This is a genomic window from Enterobacter sp. MF024, from assembly GCF_005843915.1.
In the GTDB taxonomy this organism is placed as follows: Bacteria; Pseudomonadota; Gammaproteobacteria; order Enterobacterales; family Enterobacteriaceae; genus Enterobacter; species Enterobacter barmai.
The window spans coordinates 465,902-491,625 of record NZ_VCBB01000005.1 but is presented as its reverse complement, the minus strand read 5'-3'; the positions used below and the strand labels follow the sequence as shown (position 1 = coordinate 491,625).

At 57.5% G+C, this 25,724-nt stretch carries 21 protein-coding genes; 2 read left to right on the top strand and 19 right to left on the bottom strand.

Features of this window, described 5'->3' with window-relative positions; genetic code table 11:
* Window positions 1-14: 14 nt before the first annotated feature.
* The 15 genes from cpsG to FFB58_RS11610 form a co-directional block, all read right to left on the bottom strand.
* Window positions 15-1,385: a colanic acid biosynthesis phosphomannomutase CpsG gene (cpsG, locus tag FFB58_RS11680; RefSeq protein ID WP_138369964.1), complete on the bottom strand. Its 1,371-nt coding sequence runs from the start codon at window positions 1,383-1,385 to the stop codon at window positions 15-17.
* 109 nt (window positions 1,386-1,494) lie between these two features.
* Window positions 1,495-2,931, bottom strand: coding sequence for a mannose-1-phosphate guanyltransferase (gene cpsB, locus FFB58_RS11675; RefSeq protein ID WP_039030259.1), 1,437 nt, complete (start codon window positions 2,929-2,931; stop codon window positions 1,495-1,497).
* A 3-nt stretch (window positions 2,932-2,934) separates the two neighbouring features.
* Complete coding sequence (wcaI, locus tag FFB58_RS11670; RefSeq protein WP_138369963.1) at window positions 2,935-4,158, bottom strand: colanic acid biosynthesis fucosyltransferase WcaI; 1,224 nt, start codon at window positions 4,156-4,158, stop codon at window positions 2,935-2,937.
* Window positions 4,155-4,628 (bottom strand): GDP-mannose mannosyl hydrolase, encoded by a 474-nt coding sequence (locus FFB58_RS11665; protein WP_138369962.1) that lies wholly within the window; start codon window positions 4,626-4,628, stop codon window positions 4,155-4,157. Before FFB58_RS11665 ends, wcaI begins: the two co-directional genes overlap by 4 nt.
* Before the next feature lie 2 nt (window positions 4,629-4,630).
* Window positions 4,631-5,596: a GDP-L-fucose synthase gene (locus FFB58_RS11660; protein WP_138369961.1), complete on the bottom strand. Its 966-nt coding sequence runs from the start codon at window positions 5,594-5,596 to the stop codon at window positions 4,631-4,633.
* A 2-nt stretch (window positions 5,597-5,598) separates the two neighbouring features.
* The gene (gmd, locus tag FFB58_RS11655; protein ID WP_138369960.1) at window positions 5,599-6,720 is read right to left on the bottom strand and encodes a GDP-mannose 4,6-dehydratase; all 1,122 of its coding nucleotides are present in this window, start codon (window positions 6,718-6,720) and stop codon (window positions 5,599-5,601) included.
* Between the two features lie 27 nt (window positions 6,721-6,747).
* Window positions 6,748-7,296, bottom strand: coding sequence for a colanic acid biosynthesis acetyltransferase WcaF (gene wcaF, locus FFB58_RS11650; protein WP_138369959.1), 549 nt, complete (start codon window positions 7,294-7,296; stop codon window positions 6,748-6,750).
* 15 nt (window positions 7,297-7,311) lie between these two features.
* A complete protein-coding gene (gene wcaE / locus FFB58_RS11645; protein WP_138369958.1) occupies window positions 7,312-8,058 on the bottom strand; it encodes a colanic acid biosynthesis glycosyltransferase WcaE in 747 nt (248 codons plus the stop codon).
* Between the two features lie 11 nt (window positions 8,059-8,069).
* A complete protein-coding gene (gene wcaD, locus FFB58_RS11640; RefSeq protein ID WP_138369957.1) occupies window positions 8,070-9,290 on the bottom strand; it encodes a colanic acid polymerase WcaD in 1,221 nt (406 codons plus the stop codon).
* Entirely contained in the window at window positions 9,265-10,482 is a 1,218-nt protein-coding gene (gene wcaC / locus FFB58_RS11635; RefSeq protein ID WP_138369956.1) for a colanic acid biosynthesis glycosyltransferase WcaC, read from the bottom strand. The genes wcaD and wcaC overlap by 26 nt, the downstream gene beginning before the upstream one ends.
* Window positions 10,479-10,967, bottom strand: coding sequence for a colanic acid biosynthesis acetyltransferase WcaB (gene wcaB / locus FFB58_RS11630; RefSeq protein WP_103792230.1), 489 nt, complete (start codon window positions 10,965-10,967; stop codon window positions 10,479-10,481). The genes wcaC and wcaB overlap by 4 nt, the downstream gene beginning before the upstream one ends.
* A gap of 2 nt (window positions 10,968-10,969) precedes the next feature.
* Window positions 10,970-11,809 carry a colanic acid biosynthesis glycosyltransferase WcaA gene (gene wcaA / locus FFB58_RS11625; RefSeq protein ID WP_039030281.1) on the bottom strand — a complete coding sequence of 280 codons (840 nt, stop codon included), beginning with the start codon at window positions 11,807-11,809 and terminating at the stop codon, window positions 10,970-10,972.
* Between the two features lie 20 nt (window positions 11,810-11,829).
* Window positions 11,830-13,992: a tyrosine-protein kinase Wzc gene (wzc, locus tag FFB58_RS11620; RefSeq protein WP_039030269.1), complete on the bottom strand. Its 2,163-nt coding sequence runs from the start codon at window positions 13,990-13,992 to the stop codon at window positions 11,830-11,832.
* A 2-nt stretch (window positions 13,993-13,994) separates the two neighbouring features.
* On the bottom strand, window positions 13,995-14,438 hold the full coding sequence (wzb, locus tag FFB58_RS11615) for a low molecular weight protein-tyrosine-phosphatase Wzb (protein ID WP_039030270.1): 444 nt from the start codon (window positions 14,436-14,438) through the stop codon (window positions 13,995-13,997).
* A gap of 5 nt (window positions 14,439-14,443) precedes the next feature.
* Window positions 14,444-15,580: a polysaccharide export protein gene (locus FFB58_RS11610; protein ID WP_138369955.1), complete on the bottom strand. Its 1,137-nt coding sequence runs from the start codon at window positions 15,578-15,580 to the stop codon at window positions 14,444-14,446.
* A 689-nt stretch (window positions 15,581-16,269) separates the two neighbouring features.
* On the opposite strand from FFB58_RS11610, the gene FFB58_RS11605 reads away from it, so the two are divergent.
* The gene (locus tag FFB58_RS11605; protein ID WP_039030272.1) at window positions 16,270-17,853 is read left to right on the top strand and encodes a TerC family protein; all 1,584 of its coding nucleotides are present in this window, start codon (window positions 16,270-16,272) and stop codon (window positions 17,851-17,853) included.
* 146 nt (window positions 17,854-17,999) lie between these two features.
* Here the strand turns inward: FFB58_RS11605 and asmA are convergent, their stop codons facing one another.
* The 3 genes from asmA to udk form a co-directional block, all read right to left on the bottom strand.
* A complete protein-coding gene (gene asmA / locus FFB58_RS11600; RefSeq protein ID WP_138369954.1) occupies window positions 18,000-19,853 on the bottom strand; it encodes an outer membrane assembly protein AsmA in 1,854 nt (617 codons plus the stop codon).
* Between the two features lie 26 nt (window positions 19,854-19,879).
* Window positions 19,880-20,461, bottom strand: a complete 582-nt coding sequence (gene dcd / locus FFB58_RS11595) for a dCTP deaminase (RefSeq protein ID WP_138369953.1) — start codon at window positions 20,459-20,461, stop codon at window positions 19,880-19,882.
* 89 nt (window positions 20,462-20,550) lie between these two features.
* Window positions 20,551-21,192: a uridine kinase gene (gene udk, locus FFB58_RS11590; RefSeq protein ID WP_032612454.1), complete on the bottom strand. Its 642-nt coding sequence runs from the start codon at window positions 21,190-21,192 to the stop codon at window positions 20,551-20,553.
* 344 nt (window positions 21,193-21,536) lie between these two features.
* Here udk and FFB58_RS11585 point away from each other — a divergent pair, with 344 nt between their 5' ends.
* On the top strand, window positions 21,537-24,866 hold the full coding sequence (locus FFB58_RS11585) for a diguanylate cyclase (RefSeq protein ID WP_039030282.1): 3,330 nt from the start codon (window positions 21,537-21,539) through the stop codon (window positions 24,864-24,866).
* On the opposite strand, the gene alkA is transcribed toward FFB58_RS11585, so the two are convergent.
* Complete coding sequence (gene alkA, locus FFB58_RS11580; protein ID WP_138369952.1) at window positions 24,834-25,700, bottom strand: DNA-3-methyladenine glycosylase 2; 867 nt, start codon at window positions 25,698-25,700, stop codon at window positions 24,834-24,836. The genes FFB58_RS11585 and alkA overlap by 33 nt on opposite strands.
* Window positions 25,701-25,724 lie beyond the last annotated feature (24 nt).

Here is a 25,724-nt window from a genome sequence, read left to right as displayed (position 1 = left end):
GGTAAGGTCTGACATTACTGATTCAGCAGCGCCATAATGTCCTGCGTTCGCGCCGCCATCAGCGCCGCATCGGCGCGGGATTCCACGTTCAGGCGCACCACCGGCTCGGTGTTTGACGAGCGCAGGTTGAAGCGCCACTGCGGGAAGGTCATGCTGATGCCGTCGGTACGGTCGATCTCCAGCGCGTGCAGGGCAAAGTGATGCTCCACACGGGCAATCGCCTCAGCAGGCGCCGCAAGGGTGCTGTTGATCTCCCCGCTCGCCGGGAAGGCCGCCATGCGGTCACGCACCAGCTCACCCAGCGACTGGCCCTTCAGGCACAGAAGCTCGGTCACCAACAGCCACGGGATCATCCCGCTGTCGCAGTAGGCAAAATCGCGGAAGTAGTGGTGGGCGCTCATCTCGCCGCCGTAAATGGCGTCTTCCTCACGCATGCGCTCTTTGATGAAGGCATGCCCGGTTTTGGACATCACCGGGGTGCCGCCCGCTGCGGCGACCACGTCCACCGTGTTCCAGGAGAGACGCGGGTCATGGATGATGCGCGAACCGGGGTTTTTCTCGAGGAATGCTTCCGCCAGCAGGCCGACAATGTAGTAGCCCTCGATAAACTGCCCTTTTTCGTCGAACAGGAAGCAGCGGTCAAAGTCGCCGTCAAAGGCGATGCCCATGTCGGCGCCGTGTTCGATAACGGCGTTGCGGGTATCGGCCCGGCACTCCGGCAGCAGCGGGTTCGGTATACCGTTCGGGAAGTTGCCGTCCGGGGTGTTGTGTACCTTCACGAAGGTGACCGGCACGTTGAGCGCTTTGAAGCGGGCTTCGAGAGCATCCACCACCGGGCCTGCCGCGCCATTCCCGGAGTTAATGACCAGCTTAAGCGGCTTGAGGTTCGCCGGGTTGATGTAGCCCAGCAGGTGGTCAATGTAGGCCTCGCGCAGATCGATTTTTTGATAGCTGCCGCGTTTCGCCTCATTCACCGGCGGGAAGTCGTTGGCTTCCGCCAGACGCTGCACGTCGCGCAGGCCGGTATCGCCGCTGATCGGGCGAGCCCCCTCGCGCACCAGCTTCATGCCGTTGTAGTCCATCGGGTTATGGCTGGCGGTCACTTCGATCCCGCCGTCGACGCCCAGGTGGAAGGTGGCGAAGTAGATCTCTTCGGTGCCGGAAAGACCGATATCCAGCACGTCGACGCCCGCGTCCTGCAGCCCTTTCGCCAGCGCCAGCTTCAGCGCTTCGCTGGTCAGGCGCACGTCACCGCCCAGCACGATGGTTTTTGGTTTTAAGTATTCGCCGTACGCGCGGCCAATGCGCCACGCAATGTCTTCATTCAGCTCTTCACCGAGCTTGCCGCGAATGTCGTAGGCTTTAAAACAGGTTAATTTTTGCATCATTACCCCTTTTTCAGGCAACAGTTGGCCCGACCCGGACAGGGCCAATTTAATTTTGTTGTTTTGTAGGCCCGGTAAGCGCAGCGCCACCGGGCAAAATGCGTGAGCGCTAGACCCGCCCGTACCTGTCCTCAAAGCGGACGATATCGTCCTCTTCCAGGTACGAGCCGGAGCGCACTTCAATCAGATCGAGGGGGATTTTCCCCGGATTTTCCAGGCAGTGGGTCGCCCCCAGCGGGATGTAAATCGACTCGTTTTCACCGAGCAGGGTCTCGACATTGTCGATGGTGACTTTGGCGGTACCCGCCACCACCACCCAGTGCTCTGCGCGGTGGTGATGCATCTGCACCGACAGCCCCTCGCCCGGCTTAACGGTGATGCGTTTCACCTGGTAGCGGTCGCCCTCGTCGATGGAGTCATATTTGCCCCACGGACGGTAAACTTCGCGGTGAATGTGGTGCTCATGACGGCCATCGGCCTTGATCTGCTCCACCACTTTTTTGACGTCCTGCACCGCGTTGCGATCGGCAATCAGCACCGCGTCTTTGGTCTGCACCACCACCAGGTCCTTCACCCCGACGGTAGTGACCAGGCCAGACTCGGCGTACACATAGCTGTTTTCGGTTTTATGGCTGATCACGTCCCCGTGGTGGACGTTACCTTCCGGCGACTGGGCGCTGATCTCCCACAGAGAGGACCAGGAGCCGACGTCGCTCCAGCCCGCATTCATCGGCACCACCACCGCATCGGCGGTTTTTTCCATCACCGCGTAATCCACCGACTCCTCGGGGCAGGCGAGGAACGCAGCTTCGTCCACGCGGATAAAGTCCAGATCCGGGTCAACGGTAGCCATTGCGCGTTCGCAGGCTTCGAGGATGTCCGGGCGATATTTTTGCAGCTCTTCCAGATAGCGTCCGGCGCGGAACAGGAACATACCGCTGTTCCAGTAGTACTCGCCGCTGGCGACGTAGGCCTGAGCGGTTTCCATATTCGGTTTTTCGACGAACTGCGCCACGTCAAAGGCCAGGCTGTCGCCCTCGCCCGGCGTGACGTTGCCGCGACGGATATAGCCATAGCCGGTTTCGGGCAGATCCGGCACGATGCCGAAGGTCACCAGCTTGCCGCTGTCGGCATACGGGATCGCGGCGCGCACCGCTTCGCGGAACGCCTCTTCCTGCTGGATGACGTGGTCTGCCGCCAGCACCAGCATCAGCGGATCGCAATCCGGGCTGCTGCGCTGCGCCGCCAGGGCCGCCAGGGCGATGGCCGGGGCGGTGTTGCGTCCGGCCGGCTCAAGAATGATGTTTTCGGTGAGCTTGTTCAGCTGACGCAGCTGCTCGGCGACGATAAAGCGGTGCTGTTCGTTACAGATCACCACCGGGCTTTCGCAGTCCACGCCGTTAAGACGGTTCACCGTGGTCTGCAGCATGGTGAGCTCCCCTTTCAGGCAGAGGAACTGTTTTGGATAGAGCACGCGGGAGAGTGGCCATAACCGGCTACCTGAGCCACCCGCCATCACAACCGGGTACAACGTATTCTTATTCATGATTTATCCCCGAATATCTGCAATAAACTGGTTCAGCACGTTCTCTTTCTCGAGCGTGCGTTCGGCATAGTCACGCGCTATCGCGTTCTCTTTGGGCATAGATAAGGCTTGTTCGATCCCGCTTACCAGCGCGGGCACCGATTCAGGCTCGACGCACACCGCGATCCCCGGCAGGCTGTCGCACAGCTGGCCCAGCTCGGTGTGGGCCTCGGCGGTGATCACCGCGTTGCCGCCCACCGCCAGAATGTTGGTCAGCTTGGAGGGCAGAACGGCATCCGCCGCGCCGCGCTTTTGCACCACCAGATGGCAATCGGCCATCTTCAGCAGCGCCGGTAAAGCGTCGTAAGACTGCAGCGGCAGGAAGCTGACGTTTTGCAGGCCGCGTTCGCGGGCCATTTTTTGCAGCCTTGCCTTGCCACCGCCCTGGCCGACAATCACAAACTGCCAGGGCTGACCGCTGAGCTGTTCGGCGGCCTCAATGACGTTCTCGAGCCCCTGCTTCTCGCCGATGTTGCCCGAATAAAGAATGAGTTTTTTGGCCTCTGGCAGACCCAACTGCTCGCGCAGGGCTGCGGCATCCGCCGGTGTTACATCGCGAAAACGCGCCACTTCTGACCAGTTGGGAAAGAAGATCACTTTCTCCGCCGCCACGCCCTTCTCCTGCGCCTTGTTCATCATTGAGCGCGAGATAGTGGAGACGTAGTCGACGTTGTGCAGGCCGCTGCGCTCGAAGGCGCTGGCCATTTTCGCCACCTTGCCGCCCTTGCCTTTCCCGGCCATTCCCAGGCCCAGCATGGCGTCCACTTCGTAATCCTGAATGTGCAGCAGGGTGCGCGCGCCCGAGAGTTTGCCCAGCAGGCGCATGCCCGGGGTGCAAAACAGGGTTGGCACCACGCCGATAATGCGATCCGGCTTCCAGCGACGTTGCGCCATCAGCGGGAAGAAACTGCTCAGGGCAAAGCTGCCCAGATGAATCAAACGTTTTAAGGTCGATGGCTGCTTCGGCACGTACAGCGGGCAGCGCCAGACGGTGGCGGCGCCCTCTTCACGACGGTAGCGCCAGCTGGAGTAGGACTCGCCCACCTGCCACTCCGGGTAGTAAGGCGGTGCGGTAATGACCCGCACCTCGTGGCCCTGACGGGCCATCCACTCGACCATCTCGCCGGTGTACTTACCGATACCGGTCAGTTCAGGGGAATAGTTAATTCCGTATACGAGGATCTTCATAGTCCCGGCACTCCGGCCTGCTGCAGAAAATAGGCCCGGCTGTTGTCATGCACGTTATCGCTTGCCAGCAGCTGTTCTGCCGTCTGCCAGCGGTAGTCGTCATGCTGTGCATCAGGCAGACGCAGGTCCGCCTGATGCACCTTCAGGCGAAAACCGAGCACCACGTAGTGGGTGGTGAAATCGGTGCCGGAAAAGTTGTCGTCATAGAAGTGCTGCCAGACACCGTAGAACTGCCCCGCCGTCATCGGCAGACGGAGCCCCAGCTCCGCCTCCGTCAGACGCGCAAAGGCATTTTCCAGCGTCTCGTCTTTCTGCACCCGCCCGCCCGGTACGAACCAGTAACCCTGCGCCGGGCGGTTGGTACGCTGCCCGAGCAGGAACTCACCGCGCTCGTTCTCCACAATCAGATCGATGGAGATAAGCGGGGTGGAACGCACCACAGTGGCAAAATCTTCCTGACTCAAAAACATAGTTACCCCCGGAAGCGGTGCTGGTTTTCCAGGAACCACTGGTACGTGCTGGCCAGCCCCTGCGCCAGCGTCACCTCGTGGAACCAGCCCAACTGGTGCAGACGGGTCACGTCCAGCAGCTTGCGCGGGGTGCCGTCAGGTTTGGTGGCATCGAACACCACGCGCCCCTTGTACCCGACCACCTGGCTGATGGTGAGCGCCAGCTCGCGGATGGTGCAGTCCACGCCGGTGCCGACGTTGATGTGCGACAGCATCGGCTCGGTGTTCTCCTGCCACACCTCCTGGGCCAGCTCCATCACGTGGATGCTGGCAGCCGCCATATCGTCCACGTGCAGGAACTCGCGCATCGGCGTGCCGCTGCCCCAGACCACCACTTCCGGCGCGTTACCGACCTTCGCCTCATGGAACCGGCGCAGCAGCGCCGGGATCACATGGGAGTTGCTCGGGTGGAAGTTATCGTTCGGGCCGTACAGGTTAGTCGGCATCACCGAGCGATAGTCGCGGCCATACTGGCGGTTATAGGATTCGCACAGCTTGATCCCGGCAATCTTGGCGATGGCGTACGGCTCGTTGGTGGCTTCAAGCGTGCCCTGCAGCAGCTCGCTCTCGGCAATCGGCTGCTTCGCCATCTTCGGATAGATACAGGATGAGCCGAGGAACAGCAGCTTGTTCACGTTGTGCAGGTGCGCCGCGTGAATGATGTTGCTCTCGATCATCATGTTTTCGTAAATGAAGTCCGCCGGGTAGGTATTGTTGGCGACAATACCCCCCACTTTTGCCGCCGCCAGATAGACCTGGTCGATGCGCTGTTCGGCAAAGAAGGCCTCTACCGCTTGCGCATCCAGCAGGTTAAGCTCGTCACGGCCGCGCAGCACCAGTTCGACGTTGCCACGCTGTTCCAGCTGGCGGACGATCGCCGAACCCACCATCCCGCGATGTCCGGCAACAAAAATACGTTGTTTGGTCATTCTCAGGACTCCAGCGCGATGGCAACCTCGTAGCCGTGGGATTTGAGCAGGGAGTGTTTTTTCGCCGCTTCGAGATCTTTAGCCACCATTTCGGAGACCATCTCCTGCAGCGTGGTTTCTGGTTTCCAGCCCAGTTTTTCGTGCGCTTTGGTCGGGTCGCCCAGCAGGGTTTCAACCTCGGCAGGACGGAAGTAGCGCGGATCAACTTCCACAATCACGTCGCCCGGCTGTACGCCCGGTGCGTCGTGGCCGGTCACGGAAACCACAATGCCCTTCTCTTCCACGCCGGTGCCTTCGAAGCGCAGTTTGATGCCCAGCTGAGCCGCGGCCATCTCAACGAACTGACGCACGGAGTACTGCACGCCTGTGGCGATAACGAAGTCTTCCGGTTTATCCTGCTGCAGCATCATCCACTGCATCTTGACGTAGTCTTTGGCATGGCCCCAGTCACGCAGGGAGTCCATATTGCCGAGGTGCAGCTTCTTCTCGAGGCCCTGGGCGATATTGGCGATAGCGCGGGTGATTTTGCGGGTCACGAAGGTCTCGCCGCGGCGCGGGGATTCGTGGTTGAACAGAATGCCGTTACAGGCATACATGCCGTAGGATTCACGGTAGTTAACGGTGATCCAGTAGGCGTACATTTTTGCCACCGCATACGGGGAGCGCGGGTAGAACGGGGTGGTCTCTTTCTGCGGGATCTCCTGCACCAGGCCGTACAGTTCGGAGGTAGACGCCTGATAGAAACGGGTCTTCTTCTCAAGGCCAAGGAAACGAATCGCTTCCAGCAGGCGCAGGGTACCGATGGCGTCTACGTCAGCGGTGTATTCCGGGGACTCGAAGGAGACCGCAACGTGGCTCATGGCGCCCAGGTTATAGACCTCGTCCGGCTGCACTTCCTGCAGAATACGGGTCAGGTTGGAGGTATCGGTCAGATCGCCGTAGTGCAGGTGGAATTTCGGGTTCGTTGCGTGTGGATCCTGGTAGATATGATCCACGCGCTCGGTATTGAAAGAGGAGGCACGACGTTTGATTCCGTGCACTTCGTAGCCTTTTTCCAGCAGGAGTTCCGCCAGATAAGAACCATCCTGTCCGGTTACGCCGGTGATGAGAGCGACTTTAGACATGTTTATTTTCTCCAGACTTATCAGAAGTTATTCAGTTTCAACGCGTTCGCGTATCACCACTGCGGGATTGCCACGGCAAAGCCTGTTTGCCGGTAGCGACTTAAAAACACTGCTGCGCGCGCCAATAACGGTACCGTTACCAATTGAGACGCCGGGGGCGACAAATACGTCGGTCGCCAGCCAGCATTTCTCGCCAATGGTTATTGGCTGCGCGTTAATATCAAAATGTTGACTCATATAATCGTGGCTGCCGGTGCACAGGTAGCATTTCTGTGATACCACCGCATTCGCACCAATCGAAATATCGCCGAGGGTGTATAACACCGCGTCATCGCCAACCCAGGCGTTATCCCCTAAGGTTAATTTCCACGGGTAAGTAATTTTTACCGAGGGGCGAATCACTACGTTTTTTCCGATTTTTGCGCCGAAGCAGCGTAATAAAAATGCGCGCCAGCGATACATAATTTGCGGTGACCAGGCAAATAACGTTGCCTGAACGGCCCACCATAACTGCACCTTAATGCCGCCTGCGCCGCGAAACCCTTTTGGCACAGAGAAGCCGCTTAATTCCTGCATACTCTTTCCTTATATTCAGACTTTGTTATATAAGGCTTTTGTTTTACCCGTCGTTTTCAGACGTAATAAATAAGATAATTCCGCGAGCGCGCCCGGCATGCGCAATATTTCGCGCTGAACTTTTTTGGCGTCCTGACATAATTCCAGATTATTCGAGGTTGACACCCCGCCCATCGAAAATTCAGATACCAGACCCGGCAGGCGTTTAAACGGATAACCGGCTTTATACAGTCGCGCGGTCAGGGCGTAATCCGATGAGACGCGATATTGCAGATCGTACGGGTAGGTTTTTAACCCACTCAGCGGAAAGAAAATCGCCTGATGGCTGGCCGGCAGGCTGTGATAAATATACCAGCCCGGTTTCGCCGCACGGCGCACTTTATTTCCGTCACCAAAATCGAGTAAGGCGTCGCCCATGTACATGGCGTTGTCGTTCGCCCGGCTAAGCTGACGTACAAACTGCGCCACGTCGTCATGAAAAATATCGCCGGAGTTCAGGAAAATGGCGTAGCGCCCCTGCGCCATATCGATGCCCTTATTCATGGCATCATAGATACCGCGATCCTTCTCGCTGATATAACGTAAGTTATACTCACCGTTGAGTTTTTCGAGAAACTCCGCAGTGCCGTCGTTCGAACCGCCATCCACCACAATCCATTCAAAGCTGAGGCTGGGATCGCCTGCCAGATTGCGCAGCGACCGCCAGGTTTTTACCACACCCTCGTAGTTACGAAAGGCAACAGTAATAACGCTGAGTAACATAAACCACCTCGTTATGAATGCGTAATATTCAGCGCCTTGCGCAAAATAAACGGGCAAACAATTAAGAATGCGTACTCCGGGCTAAATATTGACCCGGTAAAAAATAGCGACACCGGCGTAAAAAGATAAAGCTGCACGCGAAAATTCTGATTATCACCAAAGGCGCTGATCGTCATTTTGAAAACTTTAAACAGATACCACGCCGTTAATAATACTGCGAACCATGAAAAATAAATAATCAGCAGATACAAGCCATTGTCTATTGTTTTTCCGACGTCCGCACCGTTAAAGATTCCGAATGATGCGACATATTCATAAAGTGAGCCGAATCTGACAACGCCGTCAATATGGGTTAAAGAGTACCCAACCATCACCAGCGGACCGATAATACGATAATAAGATGACGACCCTTCGGTACCTAAATCACCCAGACGTTCGGAAATATACGGGAAGGCAAAGACCACCCCGACTAAAAACACTGACAATGAAATGATCGCTAAAGGTAACTTTTTCTTGATCGCCTCTTTATTCAGGTACTGAAACGCCCACTCAAGGAGGTAAAACAGAATAAAAGTCATTACCCCGGAGAACGAACCTGACAGAACAATTCCTGCAAGAATCATAGCATCGCTCTTGGGCGTTTTGATACCAAACTGTTTGATGCTGAGCCAAATTGAGATTAACGCCAGAGCGAAGAATGCCGGTTCGAAATAGAGTGCCGTGGTGCGCTTTCCGCCAAATTTAATGAAATTCAATACATAGCTATTACTGTAAATAAGATATTTCGAAATTATTTCCATCAGGCTACTGCCGCCGGTGAGAATAATTTGCGCCATCTCCAGGGCAGCAATAGAAACGATGATGCCAATGACCAGATAAAAGAACCTGAGGATCTTCCGATAATTGTGCGGCGATATCGTTTTAAAGCGAATACTCCACACCATGCCGATGATGATCACGATATAGACAAACAGCATGGTGGAGGTGACATATTTGCTGGCATCCAGCGACTGACCAAAGATGTAGTTGAAGGCCGTCAGCCCCACGCCCAATCCCAGGGCTATCATCAGCTTCTTCACGCTGATTTTGTCGACAAACAGCAACAGCAGCAGCGGTAAGAAGGTGACGATGGTGATGGGGAAACTTTCCCCCAGCTGGGCAATTTTGACGTTGACCAGCAGGTAGACCAGCGGCAGCAGCAGATAGCTACAGATTCTGATAGAACGAGACATACTCCTCCAGCATCTGTTGTCCACTGTAGGCCTGGCGGCTGCGGGCGCGGAACGCCTCAAGGGAGGTGCCAAACACCGCCTGGGCGATCTCCGCCTTCGCCAGTTGCACCAGCGGCAGCACTTCGTTTTCGCTGAAGGTTTTGCCCCCGGATTTCTCCAGCACTTCCCGCGCGGCGTCGCTGTGGGTGGCGATCACCGGCACCCCAATCGAGAGCGCTTCGCACAGGATCAGCGGGTAGTTATCGACCCGGGAGCTGAACACCAGCGCATCCATTTCGTTCAGGGCGCTCATCAGCTTGCGCTTGTCGGTTTCGAAGCCGTGGTTCACCACGTTCGTCCCCTCAAACGGCGAGAATTTACCGAAGGTGTGCAGTTCGATTTTGTCGCCGAGCGCCATCATGTCACGCACCAGCTGCTGGTTAGTTTTGCCGTCGTAGCGCAGATCGTGGGCGACCACGGCGATTTTCGGCTTGCCGGCGGTCACCGCGACCGGGGTCAGCTCGGCCAGAATGGCCTCCGTCGCCACGTCGATGCCGTTGTTGATGATCCGGCAGCGCCCTGCTCCGTACAGGCTGTTAAAGGCATCGGCCACGTGCTGGCTGGGAGAGATAAACTGGCAGCCCAGCGCCAGCATGTCGCGGAACAGCTGGCGTTTGCCGTCCACCAGCTGGTGGGCGCGATCCACCTTCACCGGCGGGTAGTTGCTGAGGGTCGGGCATTTCTGGCAGTTGTCTTTCCACCCTTCGCAGCCGTCGGTAAAGGCGCAGCGGCCGGTCACGCTCCAGTGATCGTGCAGGGTCCAGACGAACGTGGTGTCCGGCTTATGGGCCTGCACGTTCTCGCAGAACGCTACCACCTCTGCAAGCCGAAGCCAGTAGCTGTGCAGCACGTGGAAATGCAGCACCACCGGGCCCGGCGTGCGGGTGACGGTGCGGTACAGGCTGTTGAGATTGCCAAACAGGTCGCGGTTAAACAGGCGGAACAGCGCGATGTTGGCCACCGAGGTCAGGCGCGGAGTGTGTTTCACCACATGGGGATAGCGATCGTGGCTGACGCTTTTCTTGCCGCCCTTGCCGTAACCGTAAACAAAGCGCGACTGAAGTCCTTTTTGCAGCGCGCGCTGGTGCAGATCCAGCGCCACGCCTGCCGCCCCGCCCTCGGCGAGACGCACATTAAATTGCAGAATGTTCATTTGATCACCTTCACGCGGGCCTTCTCGCCCACCACCAGCGCGTTGTCCGGGATGCTGTCGAGCACCACGCTTCCCGCCCCAATAGTGACGTTATTGCCGACGGTGATATCACCGATCATCACCACGTTGGCGCCCAGCTCAACGTTATTGCCGATCACCGGACAGGCCAGGCTGTCCGGGCCGCGGTTGCCAAGGGTCACCCCGTGGCGAATGGTGAAATCATCCCCGGCGACCACGAATTTATTGATCACCACGGCATAGCCGTGATGAATGGTGAAGCGGCGACCGATGGTGGCCGCGGCCTGGATCTCGTAGCCGAAGAAGCACTCGGTGATGATGCGATAGAGCACCAGCACCGGCGCCGCCCACAGATTGTTAAGGACGTTCTTTTTGCGCCACACCGAGCAAAAATGGGCCACCCGGTAGGCCAGCACCATGCAGCAGGGGCGCAGGCTCCAGCTGTTTGCGCGACAATCTTCCAGCACCATTATTTCCCCCGCAGTCCATCAGCCAGACGCTTACCGTTACGCACTGAAATCAGGGTCAGCAGCGTGCGCCAGTTCATGCGCTTGTTGCGGATCTGATAGAGCGTAAACAGCTGATATTTACGGCTGGCGCGGTCGAACTTGTCCCGATGCTTGCGATAGAAGTGGAAGTAGCCGGAGAACTTTTTCGGCGACGAGGTGATCTGCATTTCGCCATGATTAATGTGCAGAATTTGCGTGGCTTCTTCCACCTTCCACGGCTCGCCGTACTCCACTACCATCCGCAGGAAGATGTCGTAATCCTGGGCGGCGGCAAGGGTCGTATCGAACAGGCACTCCTTGAAGCGCCATGCCCAGGTAAAGACCTGATTGCCGATGATATTGCGCTTGTAGAACAGGTGGCGCGAGTACGGCGATTTTGGATACAACGGCAGGCTGGCGGGCTGGGAGTAGACCTCCCCCTCGCAGACGTAGTCGTTGGCGTATAAAAACGCGTGGGTCACCAGGTGATGCTGATGGGACAGGAAGGTCGACAGCCGGTTCGGCGTCCACTCATCGTCATCGTCGATGCCGGTCAGGTACTGGCCTTTGGCCTGCAAAATGGCCTGGTTGCGGACCGCACAGGCACCGGAGTTGATGGCGTTGTGGGTGTAGATCACCCGCGGATCGTTCAGGTCAGCGACAAACTTTTGCAGCTGCTCGTACGAGGAGGAGCAATCATCAACGATGATCAATTCCCAGTGGTCATAATCCTGGCGCAATACCGATTTTATCGCACGGATCGCCAGCTGCTGACGGTTCCATGTCGGCATATAAATGGAAATCAAAGGACGTGGTGTCATGGTATTCCCCGAATGGCTCATTACTTGCTGTCCGATTTATATTCGTACTCGTAATACCCGTAATCCTGATACCCGCTGGCGCGGCGGAAGATGGAGTTGAGGATCACCCCTTTCACCGCGATGCCGTTCTGCTCGAAGCGGCTGAGGCTGGTTTCCACCTCTTTCAGGGTGTTCACCGCATAGCGCGCCACCATCAGGGTGGTGCCCGCATGGCGGCCGACAACCGCTGCATCCGTTACCGCGAGGATTGGCGGGGTGTCGATCAGCACCAGGTCATAGTTTTTGCTCGCCCACTCCACCAGCTGGGTAAAGCGCTCGCTCATCAGCAGCTCCGATGGGTTCGGCGGCACCTGCCCGCGCGTGACCAGGTCAAAATTAGGGATCGAGGTCGGCTTCGCGCACTGGCTGATATCGCCCTTGCCCAGCAGAATGTCCGACAGACCGTTCTCGTTGTTGGTGCCGAGCAGCTCGTGGGTGTAGCCCTTACGCATATCGCAGTCGATCAGCAGCACGCGCTTGTTGGTCTGGCTGACCACCGCCGCGAGGTTGGCACAGACGAAGGTTTTCCCGATGGACGGGCTGACCCCGGTGAGCATCAGCACGTTGTTGCTGGCCTGCATCATGGCGAAGTGCAGGCTGGTGCGCAGGCTGCGGATGGCTTCGATAGCCAGATCCGTCGGGTTGCCCACTGCCAGCAGCTGGCTCTGTTTGTAGCGTTTGACGCCGTTGGTGGTTTTGACGCTGTCACGCGACTTCTGCCACTCCGACAGCGGGATGCTGGCGTAGACGTTGATGCCGTGCTCTTCCAGCACCTGCGGGCTTTCGATCCCACGGTTAAACAGGGAGCGCAGCAGCACGCCAACGATGGAGAGCATCAGGCCGAGAATAATGCTGCCGAGAATAATCAGCGCTTTCTTCGGCTTCAGCACGCCCGGCTGGGTGATGGCCGGGTCGACAATGCGCACGTCGCCCACGGTGCTCGCCTCGGTGATCTTCAGCTCCTGCTGTTTATTCAGCAGCTGCATATAGACCTGCTGGCCCGATTCAACGTCGCGGGTCAAACGCAGGATCTCCTGCTGGGTTTTTGGCATCGCGGTGACGCGATTATTCAGCTTCGCCTTTTCCTCTTCCAGGGTCTGGCGTTTTTCCAGCAGCGTGCGGTAGGCCGGGTGACGTTTGGTGTAGAGCTTGGAGATTTCCGCCTCTTTAAAGGTCAGCTCGTTCAGCTGGGCGTCGATGTTGACCATCGAATCCAGCACCGACTTCGCCTCCAGCGGCAGGTCGACGGAGTCTTTATCCTGACGGAACGCGTTGAGCTTGTTCTCGGCCTGATCCAGATGGCCGCGCACTTCCGGGAGCTGTTTCGCAAGGAACTCGAGGCTCTTTGACGCCTCTTCCGACTTGCGCTTCACGTTCTGCGCCTGGTAGTTGCGGGTAATGCTGTTGAGGATGTCGCGGATCTTATCCTTGTCTTCCCCGGTAAAGTTCAGTCTCAGCACCCCGGTGTCTTTTCCGGTTTCAGTGACGGTCAGGTTGCCCTGCAGGTTATTGATCATCCCCAGCATCGAGAATTTGCTGACGGTAAACTCGCTGCCGGTCTGGGCATGAATGGCGCTGACCATCATGCTCACGCCGTCTTTTGTCAGCATCTCCCCCACCTTGCCCTCGGCGCTAAACCCGGCGTCGCTGGTGAGCTGATAGCGATCTTTTCCCAGCACCTCAAGGGTAAAGACCTGGCTGGCCCCCCCGGCAGGAAGCGTGAAGGTGGTCACTTTGACGGTGTCGTTCTGACGCCCCATCAACCGATCCCAGCCCGCGCCAAACACCGGGAAGCTGTTTTTGCTGACGCCGATATCGAGATCCAGATCGTCCACGGTTTTGCCCAACACCAGGCGGGACTGGATCAGCTCAATTTCCGCCTGCGAGGCGGGCGGCTTGTTCGCCAGCGCCGAACCAATGTCCTGCACCAGGGAACTGCCGCTGTTCTGCTCAATTTGCACCAGCGCATCGGCGCTGTAGATCGGCGTGGCGAAGAGGGTATAGATCACCGCCGCAACGGCGAACACGGCGGTAATGCCAATCACCCACCAGCGCGCCTCGACCACGGTGCCGATCAGGCGACCAATATCAATTTCATCACCGCCCGCACTCGGGGCGGCAGAAGGTTTTACGTTTGCTGTCATTATTATCCCTGCTGAACGTTCAGTGCCTGTGCCCACTGGCGGGCAGACTGGTCGAGTAAGGTGTAAACCGCCTCAAACGCTTCGTGGCTTTTGCGATAGGGGTCGGGGATCTCACGTTCGTTATCCCAGTGACCAAACAGCATCACCTTGCCGCGCATCTCCGGTGCGATATCGCACAGGGCGTGGATATGGCGTTTTTCCATCGCCAGGATCAGGTCATAGTCGCGGCACAGGCTGGCCGACACCTGACGGGCGCAGTGCCCATCGAGTGAAAGCTGATGCTCTGCGGCAACCTGACGCGCCCGCTCGTCGGCACCTTTGCCCACCAGCGCGCCCAGCCCGGCTGACGCCACGGTGAGCTGCGGTTGATACTGTTTCAAAAGCCGTTCAGCGGTAGGGGAACGGCAGATGTTCCCCACACACACCACCAGAATCTTGTTAAACATCGCTATCACCAGTTGTGGTACTGATGCACCGTATCGGACATCGTGTGGATATTGTTGATGGTCGGCATCAGCTGGTTCATCACACGGTTCCAGCGCGTTATCGGCGCGGTAGTGACGTAGACCACGTCATACGGCTGGAGGCGGAAGCTGGTCGCCATCACCAGCGAGGTGGCATCAGACATATCCAGCTGGTAGACGTTGGCAATCTTGCCCTTCGCACCGTTTCCAGTAATCGGACGGATGACGAAGATGCCGCTGGCGTCGGAGGTGCTCATATCCAGTCCTTCCGCGTTGCCCAGCGCTTCGGTCAGGGTCATGCCGCTGAAGTCCATCTTGAGGGTGCTCTGTTTCTTCACTTCACCCATCACGAACACTTTCAGGTCGTCATTGCGCGGCACGAACAGAATGTCACTCGGATAGAGCAGACGGTTCTGACTCAGATCGCCGTTCTGCATCAGAGCCTGCAGGGAGATACGCTCCTCTTTGCCTTTATGGGTCAGCACCGCGTTGCGCCAGTCGGCGCCGTCGGTGAGCCCGCCCGCGGCGTTGATGGCATCAAGCACCGTCAGCGGCACGTTAGTGATTGGCTGCTGGCCGGATTTATTCACCTGGCCGGAGACGTAGGCTTTTTGCGAGCGGAATGCGGCGATATTAACGTCCACCTGCGGGTCAGCGATGTACTGCGCTAAACGGCCGGTAATATCACTGCGGATCTGGCTAAGGGTTTTGCCTGCAACACGGATCTTGCCGACATAGGGATAGAACATGGTGCCGTCCGACTGGACCCAGTTACCGGCATCGCTGGAGCTACGGTACTGCCCGGCGGGAGTAGTCAGTTCGGGGTGATCCCAGACGGTGACGTTAATCACATCGCCAGGCCCGACGCGGTACTGGTAGTTGGCGATCTCTTCATCAAGGCTGACGTTAGGTCGCGCGACAACCGGGCGGGGGCGTAATTGTTCAACCAGCTGCGGGGTCATGGGATAAACATTCACCATGCGGTTAATATCAAAGTCAGCGTCCTGCTGTTTAATCACATCCTTGCCCGAGGTTGACATATTGCTGCCGGGAAAGATCGTACAACCACTCATCAAGGTCACAGACACCAATAATGGCATCAATTTCATTTTGGATTTCATCATTGATTATTTATCACTATGGCAGAGTAATTATCCTGTGCATTTAAATAAGTGCGAAGGCGTATTACTTTTAGCATGCAGTCAATAAAAGAGAAATATAACTGGCATCAGTCCTAAAAGAAGCTTATTCGCTCTCAGGCTATTGACAGAATAATCGAGGCTGATTAACACGCTTTCAGGCACGCTACCGCCCTTGGCTTTCAGTTACCAATTCACTGCTTAAACAGCAAGTTAGGGATAAACACCCTCTTTGATAGCGTTTAATGAAAAATATAAAGGACAGGATAATTCCGAACCCAATATAGATTTATCACGTCATTAAACCGACACAGAAATAGCATCAAAAATGACCGCTATTTGATGCTGAAAGAATTGTTGCAGCTATCTGAAAAGCAGGCAAGGAAACATCACCAAAGGCGTGGCTTTTAAGATTAATATTAACGGTCGCATTTCTGTGTTTTTAGGAATAGCTTGATATTGACATTATTAAATACACTTATCGACCTGCGACATTTCTTATTTTACTTTATTCGGATTTATTCCACTATTAGCCCACAGAGTGAGGGGTTTATTTCATATGCATTAAGGAAAATCTGTGCAGATAAATGCCCGGCTGGCATTGCATTTTTCTGGCGCAGTATCCATGATCGAAATGTGACAATTGTCATATAACGAAAGGTATTACTCTCACTATGGAATGGATAGCAGATCCATCAATATGGGCCGGCCTGGTCACCCTGGTGGTGCTGGAGCTTGTGCTCGGTATCGATAACCTGGTCTTTATCGCTATTCTCGCCGAAAAACTGCCCCCTGCTCAGCGCGACCGCGCCCGCATTACCGGTCTGTTAATGGCGATGATCATGCGCCTGCTGCTGTTGGCCTCTATCTCCTGGCTGGTGACCCTCACCCGCCCGCTGTTTACCGTCCACGGTTTTGGCTTTAGCGCTCGCGATCTGATTATGCTGTTTGGTGGTTTTTTCCTGATCTTCAAAGCCACTGTCGAACTCAACGAAAGGCTGGAAGGTAAGGACAGCGAGAACCCCACCCAACGCCGCGGCGCGAAGTTCTGGGCGGTGGTGGCGCAAATCGTGGTGCTGGACGCCGTCTTCTCGCTGGATTCGGTGATCACCGCCGTGGGCATGGTCGATCACCTGCCCGTCATGATGGCCGCCGTGATCATCGCCATCGCGCTGATGGTGATGGCCAGCAAGGCGCTGACGCGCTTCGTCAATGATCACCCGACGATTGTCATTTTATGCCTGAGCTTCCTGCTGATGATTGGCTTCAGCCTGGTGGCAGACGGTTTTGGCTTCCACATTCCGAAAGGGTATCTCTACGCCGCAATTGGCTTCTCGGTGATTATCGAGGCGCTGAACCAGCTGGCGATCTTTAACCGCCGCCGTTTTCTCTCTGCCAACCAGACCCTGCGCCAGCGCACCGCTGACACGGTCATTCGCCTGCTGAGCGGGAAAAAGGAGGATGCCGAACTGGACGCGCAGTCTGCCTCGCTGCTGGCCGACCATGACGACAGCCCGATCTTTGCCCCGCAGGAGCGGCGGATGATTGAGCGGGTACTGCACCTTAACCAGCGCTCCGTCAGCAGCATTATGACCTCGCGCCACGATATTGAGCATATCGACCTCAACGCGCCGGAAGAACATATCCGTGCCCTGCTGGATAAAAACCAGCACACCCGCATCGTGGTCACCGGCAGCGATCGGGAAGAGGAGCTGCTGGGTGTGGTGCATGTGATCGACCTGCTTAATCAGCAGCTGCGCGGCGAGCCGTTAAACCTGCGGGTGCTGATCCGCCAGCCGCTGGTGTTCCCGGAGGTGCTGCCGCTGCTGCAGGCCCTGGAGCAGTTCCGCAACGCGCGTACCCATTTTGCGTTTGTGGTGGATGAGTTTGGTTCCGTGGAGGGGATCGTGACGCTCAGCGACGTGATGGAGACCATTGCGGGCAATCTGCCGAACGAAGTGGAAGAGATCGACGCCCGGCATGATATCCAGAAGAATGCCGACGGCAGCTGGACCGCCAACGGCCATATGCCGCTGGAGGATCTGGTGCAGTATGTGCCCCTGCCGCTGGACGACAAGCGCGAATACCACACCATCGCGGGCCTGCTGATGGAGTACCTGCAGCGGATACCGCAGCCGGGCGAAGAGGTACAGGTGGGAGATTACGCCCTGAAAACGCTGGAGGTGGAGAACCACCGGGTGCAGAAAGTGCAGCTGATTCCGCTGATCACGCAGGAGGATGTGGATTACGAGGTTTGATGCTGTTCCCCTCACCCTAACCCTCTCCCCATAGGGGAGAGGGAACAGTCAGTTGCGGTCTTTAAGCATGAGCTCGATCGGGTTTTCCCCCTCTCCCCTATGGGGAGAGGGCAGGGGTGAGGGGTGGGGTGTGAAGGTGTTTAAATCTACTGGATCTTCTCCAGCAGCTTCTTCACATCTTTACCGTTCTTCGACTCTTTATTCTTCTCGGCCCAGTCACTTAACCGGCGTTTCGCTTCATCCTGCAGATGCTTACGCATCAGCTGATCCACCTGCAGGCTGTAGTTCAGCGCCTGCCAGTTGCCGTATACGTTCAGCGGGATCGGCGTGGTTTTCAGGAAATCGATCAGCTTGCCTTCGCCAAGCCATCCTTCCAGCACGCGGACTTTAAAGCGGGTATCAGCCGTCTCTTTAACCAGATCCAGCGTGCCGTTTCCTTCAAGGGTCAGCATTGGCGACTCGCCCTGCATATCCTCCAGCGTCACCTGCCCTCTGTCGAGCGTCAGGTCGGTAACGAAGCTGTCCAGACGGGTGGCGTTGTCAAAGTTCTCTTTGACCTTCACGTTACTGCTGCGCTCTACCGCCTGCTGCACCAGCTGCTGGAAGTTAAGCCCTTCCATGCGGGTATTGTGCATTTCCAGATGCGCCTCGCCCTGCCAGTTGCGGCGGAAGGCTTCGGCGTCAATCTTGCTGCCGGAGAAGTCACCGGCCATGGTCAGGCTGCCGGTAAGGGCAATCGGATAGTTAAACGCCTTCAGGATAGTGCCGATCTCAATGTTATCCAGACGCGGCTGGAAGGCGGTCTGGGCAGCGGCTTTACGCACGTCGAGGGTACCGGGTAAAGACAGGCTCCCCTCCCCCAGTTTACCGCTCAGCTCCGCAATGGTCAGAAGGCCGTTCTTGTTGCTCAGCTGGCTGCTGACCTGGGTGAAGTCCATTCCGCGCCAGCGCACGCTGTTCGCTTTCAGCTGGACATCGGCGCTAAAGCCGCGCAGGCCGTTATAATCCGGTTCGTCCAGATTCGAGGCGATCACCGGACGTTGCGACCTGGCCTGGGTTTGTCCCTGCTGTACCGCCTCGCTGTTTGTCGCTGCGGCAGCCTGCGCCGGGAGCAGATTTTCCAGATTGAGCTTGTCGAACTGCAGGTTGATGTTCCACTGCGGGTCGGTGCCCAGCAGCACACTGGCCTCACCGGTCAGGGCGCTGTCATTGGCCTGCAAATTAAGCTGATTGAGTTCGAGCTGCTTCTGCTCCTCATGCCACAGCGCCTGCAGCGTGCCCTGCCCGCTGATGCCCTGCGTCGGCAGATCGACGCCGGTCAGCTGCCAGCTGAGCTGCTGAATGTCGGCGCTCAGCAGGTGCGGATAATCGGAGGCGTTGACGTTGGCAGAGAAGGACAGGGTCAGATCGCGCTGATTGCGGTTCACCCGGGCGCTAAAGTCGATCTTGCCTTTATGATGCTCATCCTGGTCCATCTGCAGGTTGAGATTGCGCACAGTGACCTGCTCATCCCCTTCGTGCTGGAACACCAGCACGCTGTCGGCCACCTTCAGGCGGCCAATATCAAATGACCAGCCAGCGTCATCCGCTTTATCAGGCAGGGTATTTTCGCGCGGCGCCACGGGGGCTTCGGCATTACGAACGGCTTCGGTTTGCGGGGTGAGCTGGATCACCGCCCCTTTGAGCATCACCTGATTGACCTGGAGCTGATGCGAAAGCAGCGGCATCAACGCCACGTCGAGGCGCATATTGTCAGCAGACACCAGCGGCGCGGAGGCCCCCGGCGCGGTGAGCGACATGCGCCCGGAAAGGATGCTGAGCTGCGGCCAGACGTGCCAGCGCAGCGGGCCATCCAGCTTCAGAGCATAACCGCTGCGCGCCTCAACCTGACGCACCATGTAGGCGCGAAAGTCATTGGGATTGACCAGCAGAACCAACGCTGACAGGCCAGCAACCAGCACCACCAGCAAAATCATCAGCGTGGTCAGAACTCTTCTCATGGCTTCCTCAATGGACCGGTTCGGACTTAGTCTTTATCAATACGACTGGCGACAGCACCCTGCTGGTCGCGATATTTGGCATCCTGGCGGGCGTTATACGGACGTGCCGCCGGGCCGGTTAACGGCTCAAAGCTCAACGCGCCAATCATCATGCCCGGGCGCAGCGCCAGCGGCAGTTTGCCGGCGTTGAAAAACTCCAGCACGATACGTCCGGACCAGCCTGGATCGATACGGTGCGCTGTGACGTGCACCATCAGCCCCAGACGCGCCAGAGAAGATCGTCCGTCGAGCCAGCCGACCAGATCCGCAGGCAGGGTGATGGATTCAAAGGTTACGGCCAGCGCCAGCTCACCCGGATGCAGGTAGAACGCCTCGCCATCCTCGAGCACGATTTCGTCGCTCATCACCCGGTCGAGTGCGGCGCTGACTTCATCTTTCGGCCCGCTCAGGTCGATAAATGGTGCGGTATGACCGCTAAAGGTACGAAACTTATTCCCCAGACGGACATCCACAGTCACGCCGTTAATGCGCTCGACGGGCGGGCGCGGGGTGATGCTCAGACGGCCTTCGTCCAGCCAGGCTTCAATATCACGGTCACAAAGACGCATCACTTTCTCCTTTCGTGCAGCGCGCCTTCCGGCCTTGCGAGCCGGAGGGCGAACCCGGTTATCTTTGAACGGTACACAATTCGCGCGTGTTATTCAAAAAACTGGCTGATTTTCGCTTTCAGAATATCAATGGCGATGCGGTTTTTACCCCCGCGCGGCACGATAATATCGGCGTACTGTTTGGATGGTTCAATAAACTGCAGGAACATTGGGCGTACCGTTTTCTGGTACTGCGCCATCACGGAATCCATCGAGCGGCCGCGTTCGTTGACGTCGCGTTTGATACGGCGCATCAGGCAGATATCCAGCGGGGTATCAACAAAAATGGAGAAGTTCATCGATTCGCGCAGACGGGCGTCGGTGAGCAGCAGGATGCCTTCGAGGATAATGACCTTTTTCGGCGCAATGCGAACGGTTTCCTGCAGGCGGGTATGTTCAACGTAGCTATAGACAGGCAGCTCAATGGCGGTGCCGTTTTTCAGAGCCTGAAGATGCTGGAATAACAGGCTGTGATCCATCGCGCTTGGATGGTCATAGTTGGTCTTAACACGCTCTTCCATCGACAGATGGCTTTGATCTTTGTAATAGCTGTCTTCTGGAATAACGCCGATGTGCTCATCACCGACCTGTTCACGTAATTCACGGTAAAGCGTACTGGCAATGAGACTTTTACCTGAAGCCGATGCGCCGGCGATGCCTATAATGACGCACTGATGAGACTTATCAGTCATAAATTTTTGCGACCTGAGTAACCTGGATGTAAGGAAGGACGACGCCTGAGCGTCAAACGCGGCAATTATAGGGATTTCGTCGGTATGATACCAGCCGAATAGAAATGTTCTGCGAGAGACGTTCAAAGTCCGTGCAGAATAATCCTGGCCCCCATTAATCCGGTTACTTTTCCAGCACCTGAGATGAAATTATTGCAGGATAACTGTTTAATAACTCTGTGATGTCAATTTATGAGCGCATACCATATAAATTGTAAATTGTTTGTACTAGCATGAACCAAATTAAAAAATCAACGCGTCCGGAGATGACTCCTGGCGGCATGGCGTCTTCGGATAAAGCGGTAATGAATAAAAAATACCAGCGCGTTTTGGTAACTACGCCACATCCTTTACTACGGCTTGTCAGTCTTGGACTGGTTACCTTCATATTCACTCTTTTCTCGCTCGAATTAACGCGTTTCGGAACTTTTTTGGCGCCCTTATGGTTCCCGACCTCCATTATGATGGTGGCGTTTTACCGTCACGCCGGGAAGATGTGGCCCGGCATCGCCCTCGCCTGCAGCCTTGGTAACCTCTCTGCTTCCTGTCTCATTTACTCCTGGGATTCCATTAACCTCTGGTACACGGGTGTCAACGTCGTGGAGGCGTTTGTCGGCGCCCTGCTGCTGCGTAAACTGCTCCCCGGCTACAACCCGTTGCAGAATCTCGGGGACTGGATCCGTCTGGCGATCGGCAGCGCCCTGATCCCTCCCCTGCTGGGTGGGGTGCTGGTCTGGCTGGCGGTGCCCAGCAACGAGCCGCTGCGCAGTTTCATGGTCTGGGTGCTGTCGGAGTCCATCGGCTCGCTGGCGCTGGTGCCGTTAGGCCTGCTGTTTAAGCCGCACTACCTGCTGCGCCACCGCAACCCGCGTCTGCTGTTTGAAACCCTGCTGACCATGGCGGTAACGCTGCTGCTCAGCTGGATCTCCCTGCACTATTTGCCCTGGCCATTTACGGCCATCATTGTCCTGCTGATGTGGAGCGCCGTGCGCCTGCCGCGTCTGGAAGCCTTCCTGGTCTTCCTGGTGACGGTGATGATGGTATCGCTGATGATTGCCAGGGACCCCGACCCGCTGACCATGCAGAATTTCGGGGCGCTGATCAACGCCCCGTGGCTGCCGTTCCTGATGATGCTCCTGCCCGCTAACGTGATGACCATGGTGATGTACGCGTTTCGCGCCGAGCGTAAGCACATTACCGAGAGCGAAGAGCGTTTTCGCAATGCGATGGAGTATTCCGTTATCGGTATGGCGCTGGTCAGCACCGACGGTCAGTGGCTGCAGGCGAACAAGGCGCTGTGCCAGTTCCTCGGCTACTCCCAGTCCGAGCTGCGTTCCCTTAATTTCCAGCAGCTCACCTGGCCGGAAGATTTAGAGAACGATCTGGAGCAGCTGGACCAGCTCCTGCAGGGCAAAATCAACAGCTACTCGCTGGAGAAGCGCTATTACACCCGCAGCGGCGAGGTGGTCTGGGCGCTGCTGGCGGTATCGCTGGTGCGTCACGCCGACGGTACCCCGCTCTACTTTATCGCCCAGGTCGAAGACATTAACGATCTCAAGCATACCGAATGGGTGAACAAGCGCCTGATGGAGCGTATTACCCTGGCGAACGAAGCGGGCGGCATCGGCATCTGGGAGTGGGACCTCAAACCCAACGTCATCAGCTGGGATAAGCGCATGTTCGAGCTGTACGAAGTGCCTGCCCACGTCAAACCCACCTGGCAGCTCTGGCACGAGTGCATGCTGCCGGAAGATCGCGCCCAGGCGGAGCAGGTGGTGCGCGATTCTCTCGCAGCCCGCGTGCCGTTCAAGCTGGAGTTCCGCATCCGGGTGAAAGACGGGATTCGCCATATCCGCGCCCTCGCGAACCGGGTGCTGAATAAACAGGGCGAAGTGGAGCGCCTGCTCGGCATCAATATGGACATGACCGAGGTGAAAGAGCTGAACGAGGCGCTGTTCCAGGAAAAAGAGCGTCTGCACATTACTCTCGACTCCATCGGCGAAGCGGTGCTTTGTACCGATATCAATATGAACGTCACCTTTATGAACCCGGTGGCGGAGAAGATGAGCGGCTGGCTGCAGCAGGATGCGCTGGGGCAACCGATCCTCTCGGTCCTGCACATCACCTTCGGCGATAACGGCCCGCTGATGGAGAATATCCACAGCGGGGATATGTCCCGCAGCGACATCGAGCAGGATGTGGTGCTGCACAGCCGTAACGGCGGCAGCTACGATATTCACTACAGCATCACCCCGCTGAGCACCCTTGACGGGCAGAATATCGGCTCGGTGCTGGTTATTCAGGACGTTACCGAGTCGCGCAAAATGCTGCGCGAGCTGAGCTATAACGCCTCGCACGACGCCCTCACCCACCTGGCGAACCGCGTCAGCTTTGAGGCCTGCCTCAAGCGGATGCTGCATACCGTGCAGGAGACGCGCCAGCGTCATGCCCTGGTATTTATCGATCTGGACCGCTTCAAAGCCGTCAACGACACCGCAGGCCACGCGGCGGGGGATGCGCTGCTGCGGGAGCTCTCATCCTTGATGCTGAGCATGCTGCGCTCCACCGATATGCTGGCCCGCCTTGGCGGGGATGAGTTTGGCCTGCTGCTGCCGGACTGCAACACCGAAAGCGCGCGCTACATTGCCGGTCGCATTATCGACGCCATCAACGACTATCACTTTATGTGGGAAGGCCGCCTGCACCGCATCGGGGCCAGCGCCGGGATCACCCAGATCGACGAGCGCAATAACCAGGCCTCTGAGGTGATGTCGCAGGCCGATATCGCCTGCTACTCCTCGAAGAACAACGGCCGTGGCGTGGTGACGGTGTATGAACCGCAGCAGGAGCGGATGCTCAAGGCGCCGGGCACCATCTCGCTGGACGAGCAGTGGCATATGATTAAAGACAATCATCTGCTGATGATCGCCCGCAGCGTCGCTTCACCGCGCATCCCGGAAAGCAGCACCTTCTGGATGCTGGCCCTGCGCCTGTGGACCAACGACGGCGAGATGCTGGAAGAGCACGCCTTCCGGGCCGGACTGGCGGAGCCGGAGCTGATTCACGCCCTCGACAGACGCATTTTGCAGGAGTTTTTCCGCAATTTTGCCACGCCGCTGACCAACAAAGGCACCGGGGTCGCCCTGCCGCTCTCCACCGCCGGTCTTGCCAGCGCCACCCTGGTGGATGAACTGCTGGAGATGCTGCGCGCCTGTCCGCTGCAGCCGCGTCTGCTGCATCTGATCGTCCACGTCAGCGTCCTGACGCAGGAAGATGACGTTACCCACGCCAACCTGCAGAAGCTGCGCGAGGCCGGGTGCCGTATCATCCTGAGCCATGTAGGGCGCGATATGGAGGTGTTTAACCACCTGAGCGCGCAGATGGCCGACTACCTGCTGCTCGATCCTGAGCTGGTGGCAAACGTCCACGGGAATCTGATGGATGAGATGCTGGTGACCATTGTTCAGGGCCATGCCCAGCGTCTGGGGATCAAGACCATCGCCGGGCCGAGCAATCAGCCGATCATGATGGATACACTCTCCGGCATTGGCATCGACTACATCTACGGCAACACCATTGGCGAGCCGCAGCCGCTGGAGCTGCTACTCAATGCCAGCTACTTCGCCATCAACTGACGGCGTCCAGCCGTCGGTGTACCAGATGTGCAGCAGGGCGTAAGAGCGCCAGGGCTGCCAGCGTTCAGCATAGCGACGTATTTGCGCCGGAGTCATTCCGGCAAAGCGCTGCTTGATCAGATAGTCATCCGCTAAAAACACATCCTTTGCCTGCCAGCCGCGCAGGGCGAAGTAGTTCGCCGTCCAGCGGCCGATCCCGGGCCGGGACTGCAGCGCTTTGATGGCGCTGTCGATATCATCCGGGGCCTCGGTCGGGAAATCCCCTGCCACCACCGACTGCGCCAGATGGATCAGTGACTCGGCGCGTTTAAGCGGCATGCCCAGCGCCTTCAGCGCCAGCGGATCGGCCTGTGCCACCGCGTCAGGCGTCGGGAAACAGCGGTATTCCGGCGCTTCCGCCAGGGGCTCGCCACAGAGCGCCACCAGCTTAGCGGTCAACTTCGCGGCCATCGCCACGCTCACCAGCTGTCCGAGAATGGCGCGCACGCCCTGCTCCCAGGTATCCATCGAACCCGGCAGGCGCAGGCCGGGGCGCGCGGCACCAAGCGAGCCCAGTGTCTGTTCAATTTGCTGCGGATCGCAGTGCAGATCGAACAGGCGGGTGATGCGCGCCAGGCAGAGATCGGCGATGGGCAGCAGCCCGTCGCTGAGCGCCACCTCCAGCGTGCCGTTGGGCTGCGGCGTCACGTGGATCAGCCCCCGATGCCCCTGGCAGGCGAAGCTGCGGGTGTAGTCGGTGGCGGTCACGGTTTCAATCCCGGCGACCGCACGATCGCCAAGAAATTTCAACATCCAGTGCCAGTCGTAGGGCGGCTGCCAGGTCAGGGTAAACATCGTCGCTCCTTATTTTGTTCTGTC

What these genes read in the sequence shown, in the direction of transcription:
- cpsG (WP_138369964.1), bottom strand. Translation starts at nt 1,385, where the DNA reads ATGCAAAAATTAACCTGTTTTAAAGCCTACGACATTCGCGGCAAGCTC.
- cpsB (WP_039030259.1), bottom strand. Translation starts at nt 2,931, where the DNA reads ATGAATAAGAATACGTTGTACCCGGTTGTGATGGCGGGTGGCTCAGGT.
- wcaI (WP_138369963.1), bottom strand. Translation starts at nt 4,158, where the DNA reads ATGAAGATCCTCGTATACGGAATTAACTATTCCCCTGAACTGACCGGT.
- FFB58_RS11665 (WP_138369962.1), bottom strand. Translation starts at nt 4,628, where the DNA reads ATGTTTTTGAGTCAGGAAGATTTTGCCACTGTGGTGCGTTCCACCCCG.
- FFB58_RS11660 (WP_138369961.1), bottom strand. Translation starts at nt 5,596, where the DNA reads ATGACCAAACAACGTATTTTTGTTGCCGGACATCGCGGGATGGTGGGT.
- gmd (WP_138369960.1), bottom strand. Translation starts at nt 6,720, where the DNA reads ATGTCTAAAGTCGCTCTCATCACCGGCGTAACCGGACAGGATGGTTCT.
- wcaF (WP_138369959.1), bottom strand. Translation starts at nt 7,296, where the DNA reads ATGCAGGAATTAAGCGGCTTCTCTGTGCCAAAAGGGTTTCGCGGCGCA.
- wcaE (WP_138369958.1), bottom strand. Translation starts at nt 8,058, where the DNA reads ATGTTACTCAGCGTTATTACTGTTGCCTTTCGTAACTACGAGGGTGTG.
- wcaD (WP_138369957.1), bottom strand. Translation starts at nt 9,290, where the DNA reads ATGTCTCGTTCTATCAGAATCTGTAGCTATCTGCTGCTGCCGCTGGTC.
- wcaC (WP_138369956.1), bottom strand. Translation starts at nt 10,482, where the DNA reads ATGAACATTCTGCAATTTAATGTGCGTCTCGCCGAGGGCGGGGCGGCA.
- wcaA (WP_039030281.1), bottom strand. Translation starts at nt 11,809, where the DNA reads ATGACACCACGTCCTTTGATTTCCATTTATATGCCGACATGGAACCGT.
- wzc (WP_039030269.1), bottom strand. Translation starts at nt 13,992, where the DNA reads ATGACAGCAAACGTAAAACCTTCTGCCGCCCCGAGTGCGGGCGGTGAT.
- wzb (WP_039030270.1), bottom strand. Translation starts at nt 14,438, where the DNA reads ATGTTTAACAAGATTCTGGTGGTGTGTGTGGGGAACATCTGCCGTTCC.
- FFB58_RS11610 (WP_138369955.1), bottom strand. Translation starts at nt 15,580, where the DNA reads ATGATGAAATCCAAAATGAAATTGATGCCATTATTGGTGTCTGTGACC.
- FFB58_RS11605 (WP_039030272.1), top strand. Translation starts at nt 16,270, where the DNA reads ATGGAATGGATAGCAGATCCATCAATATGGGCCGGCCTGGTCACCCTG.
- asmA (WP_138369954.1), bottom strand. Translation starts at nt 19,853, where the DNA reads ATGAGAAGAGTTCTGACCACGCTGATGATTTTGCTGGTGGTGCTGGTT.
- dcd (WP_138369953.1), bottom strand. Translation starts at nt 20,461, where the DNA reads ATGCGTCTTTGTGACCGTGATATTGAAGCCTGGCTGGACGAAGGCCGT.
- udk (WP_032612454.1), bottom strand. Translation starts at nt 21,192, where the DNA reads ATGACTGATAAGTCTCATCAGTGCGTCATTATAGGCATCGCCGGCGCA.
- FFB58_RS11585 (WP_039030282.1), top strand. Translation starts at nt 21,537, where the DNA reads ATGAATAAAAAATACCAGCGCGTTTTGGTAACTACGCCACATCCTTTA.
- alkA (WP_138369952.1), bottom strand. Translation starts at nt 25,700, where the DNA reads ATGTTTACCCTGACCTGGCAGCCGCCCTACGACTGGCACTGGATGTTG.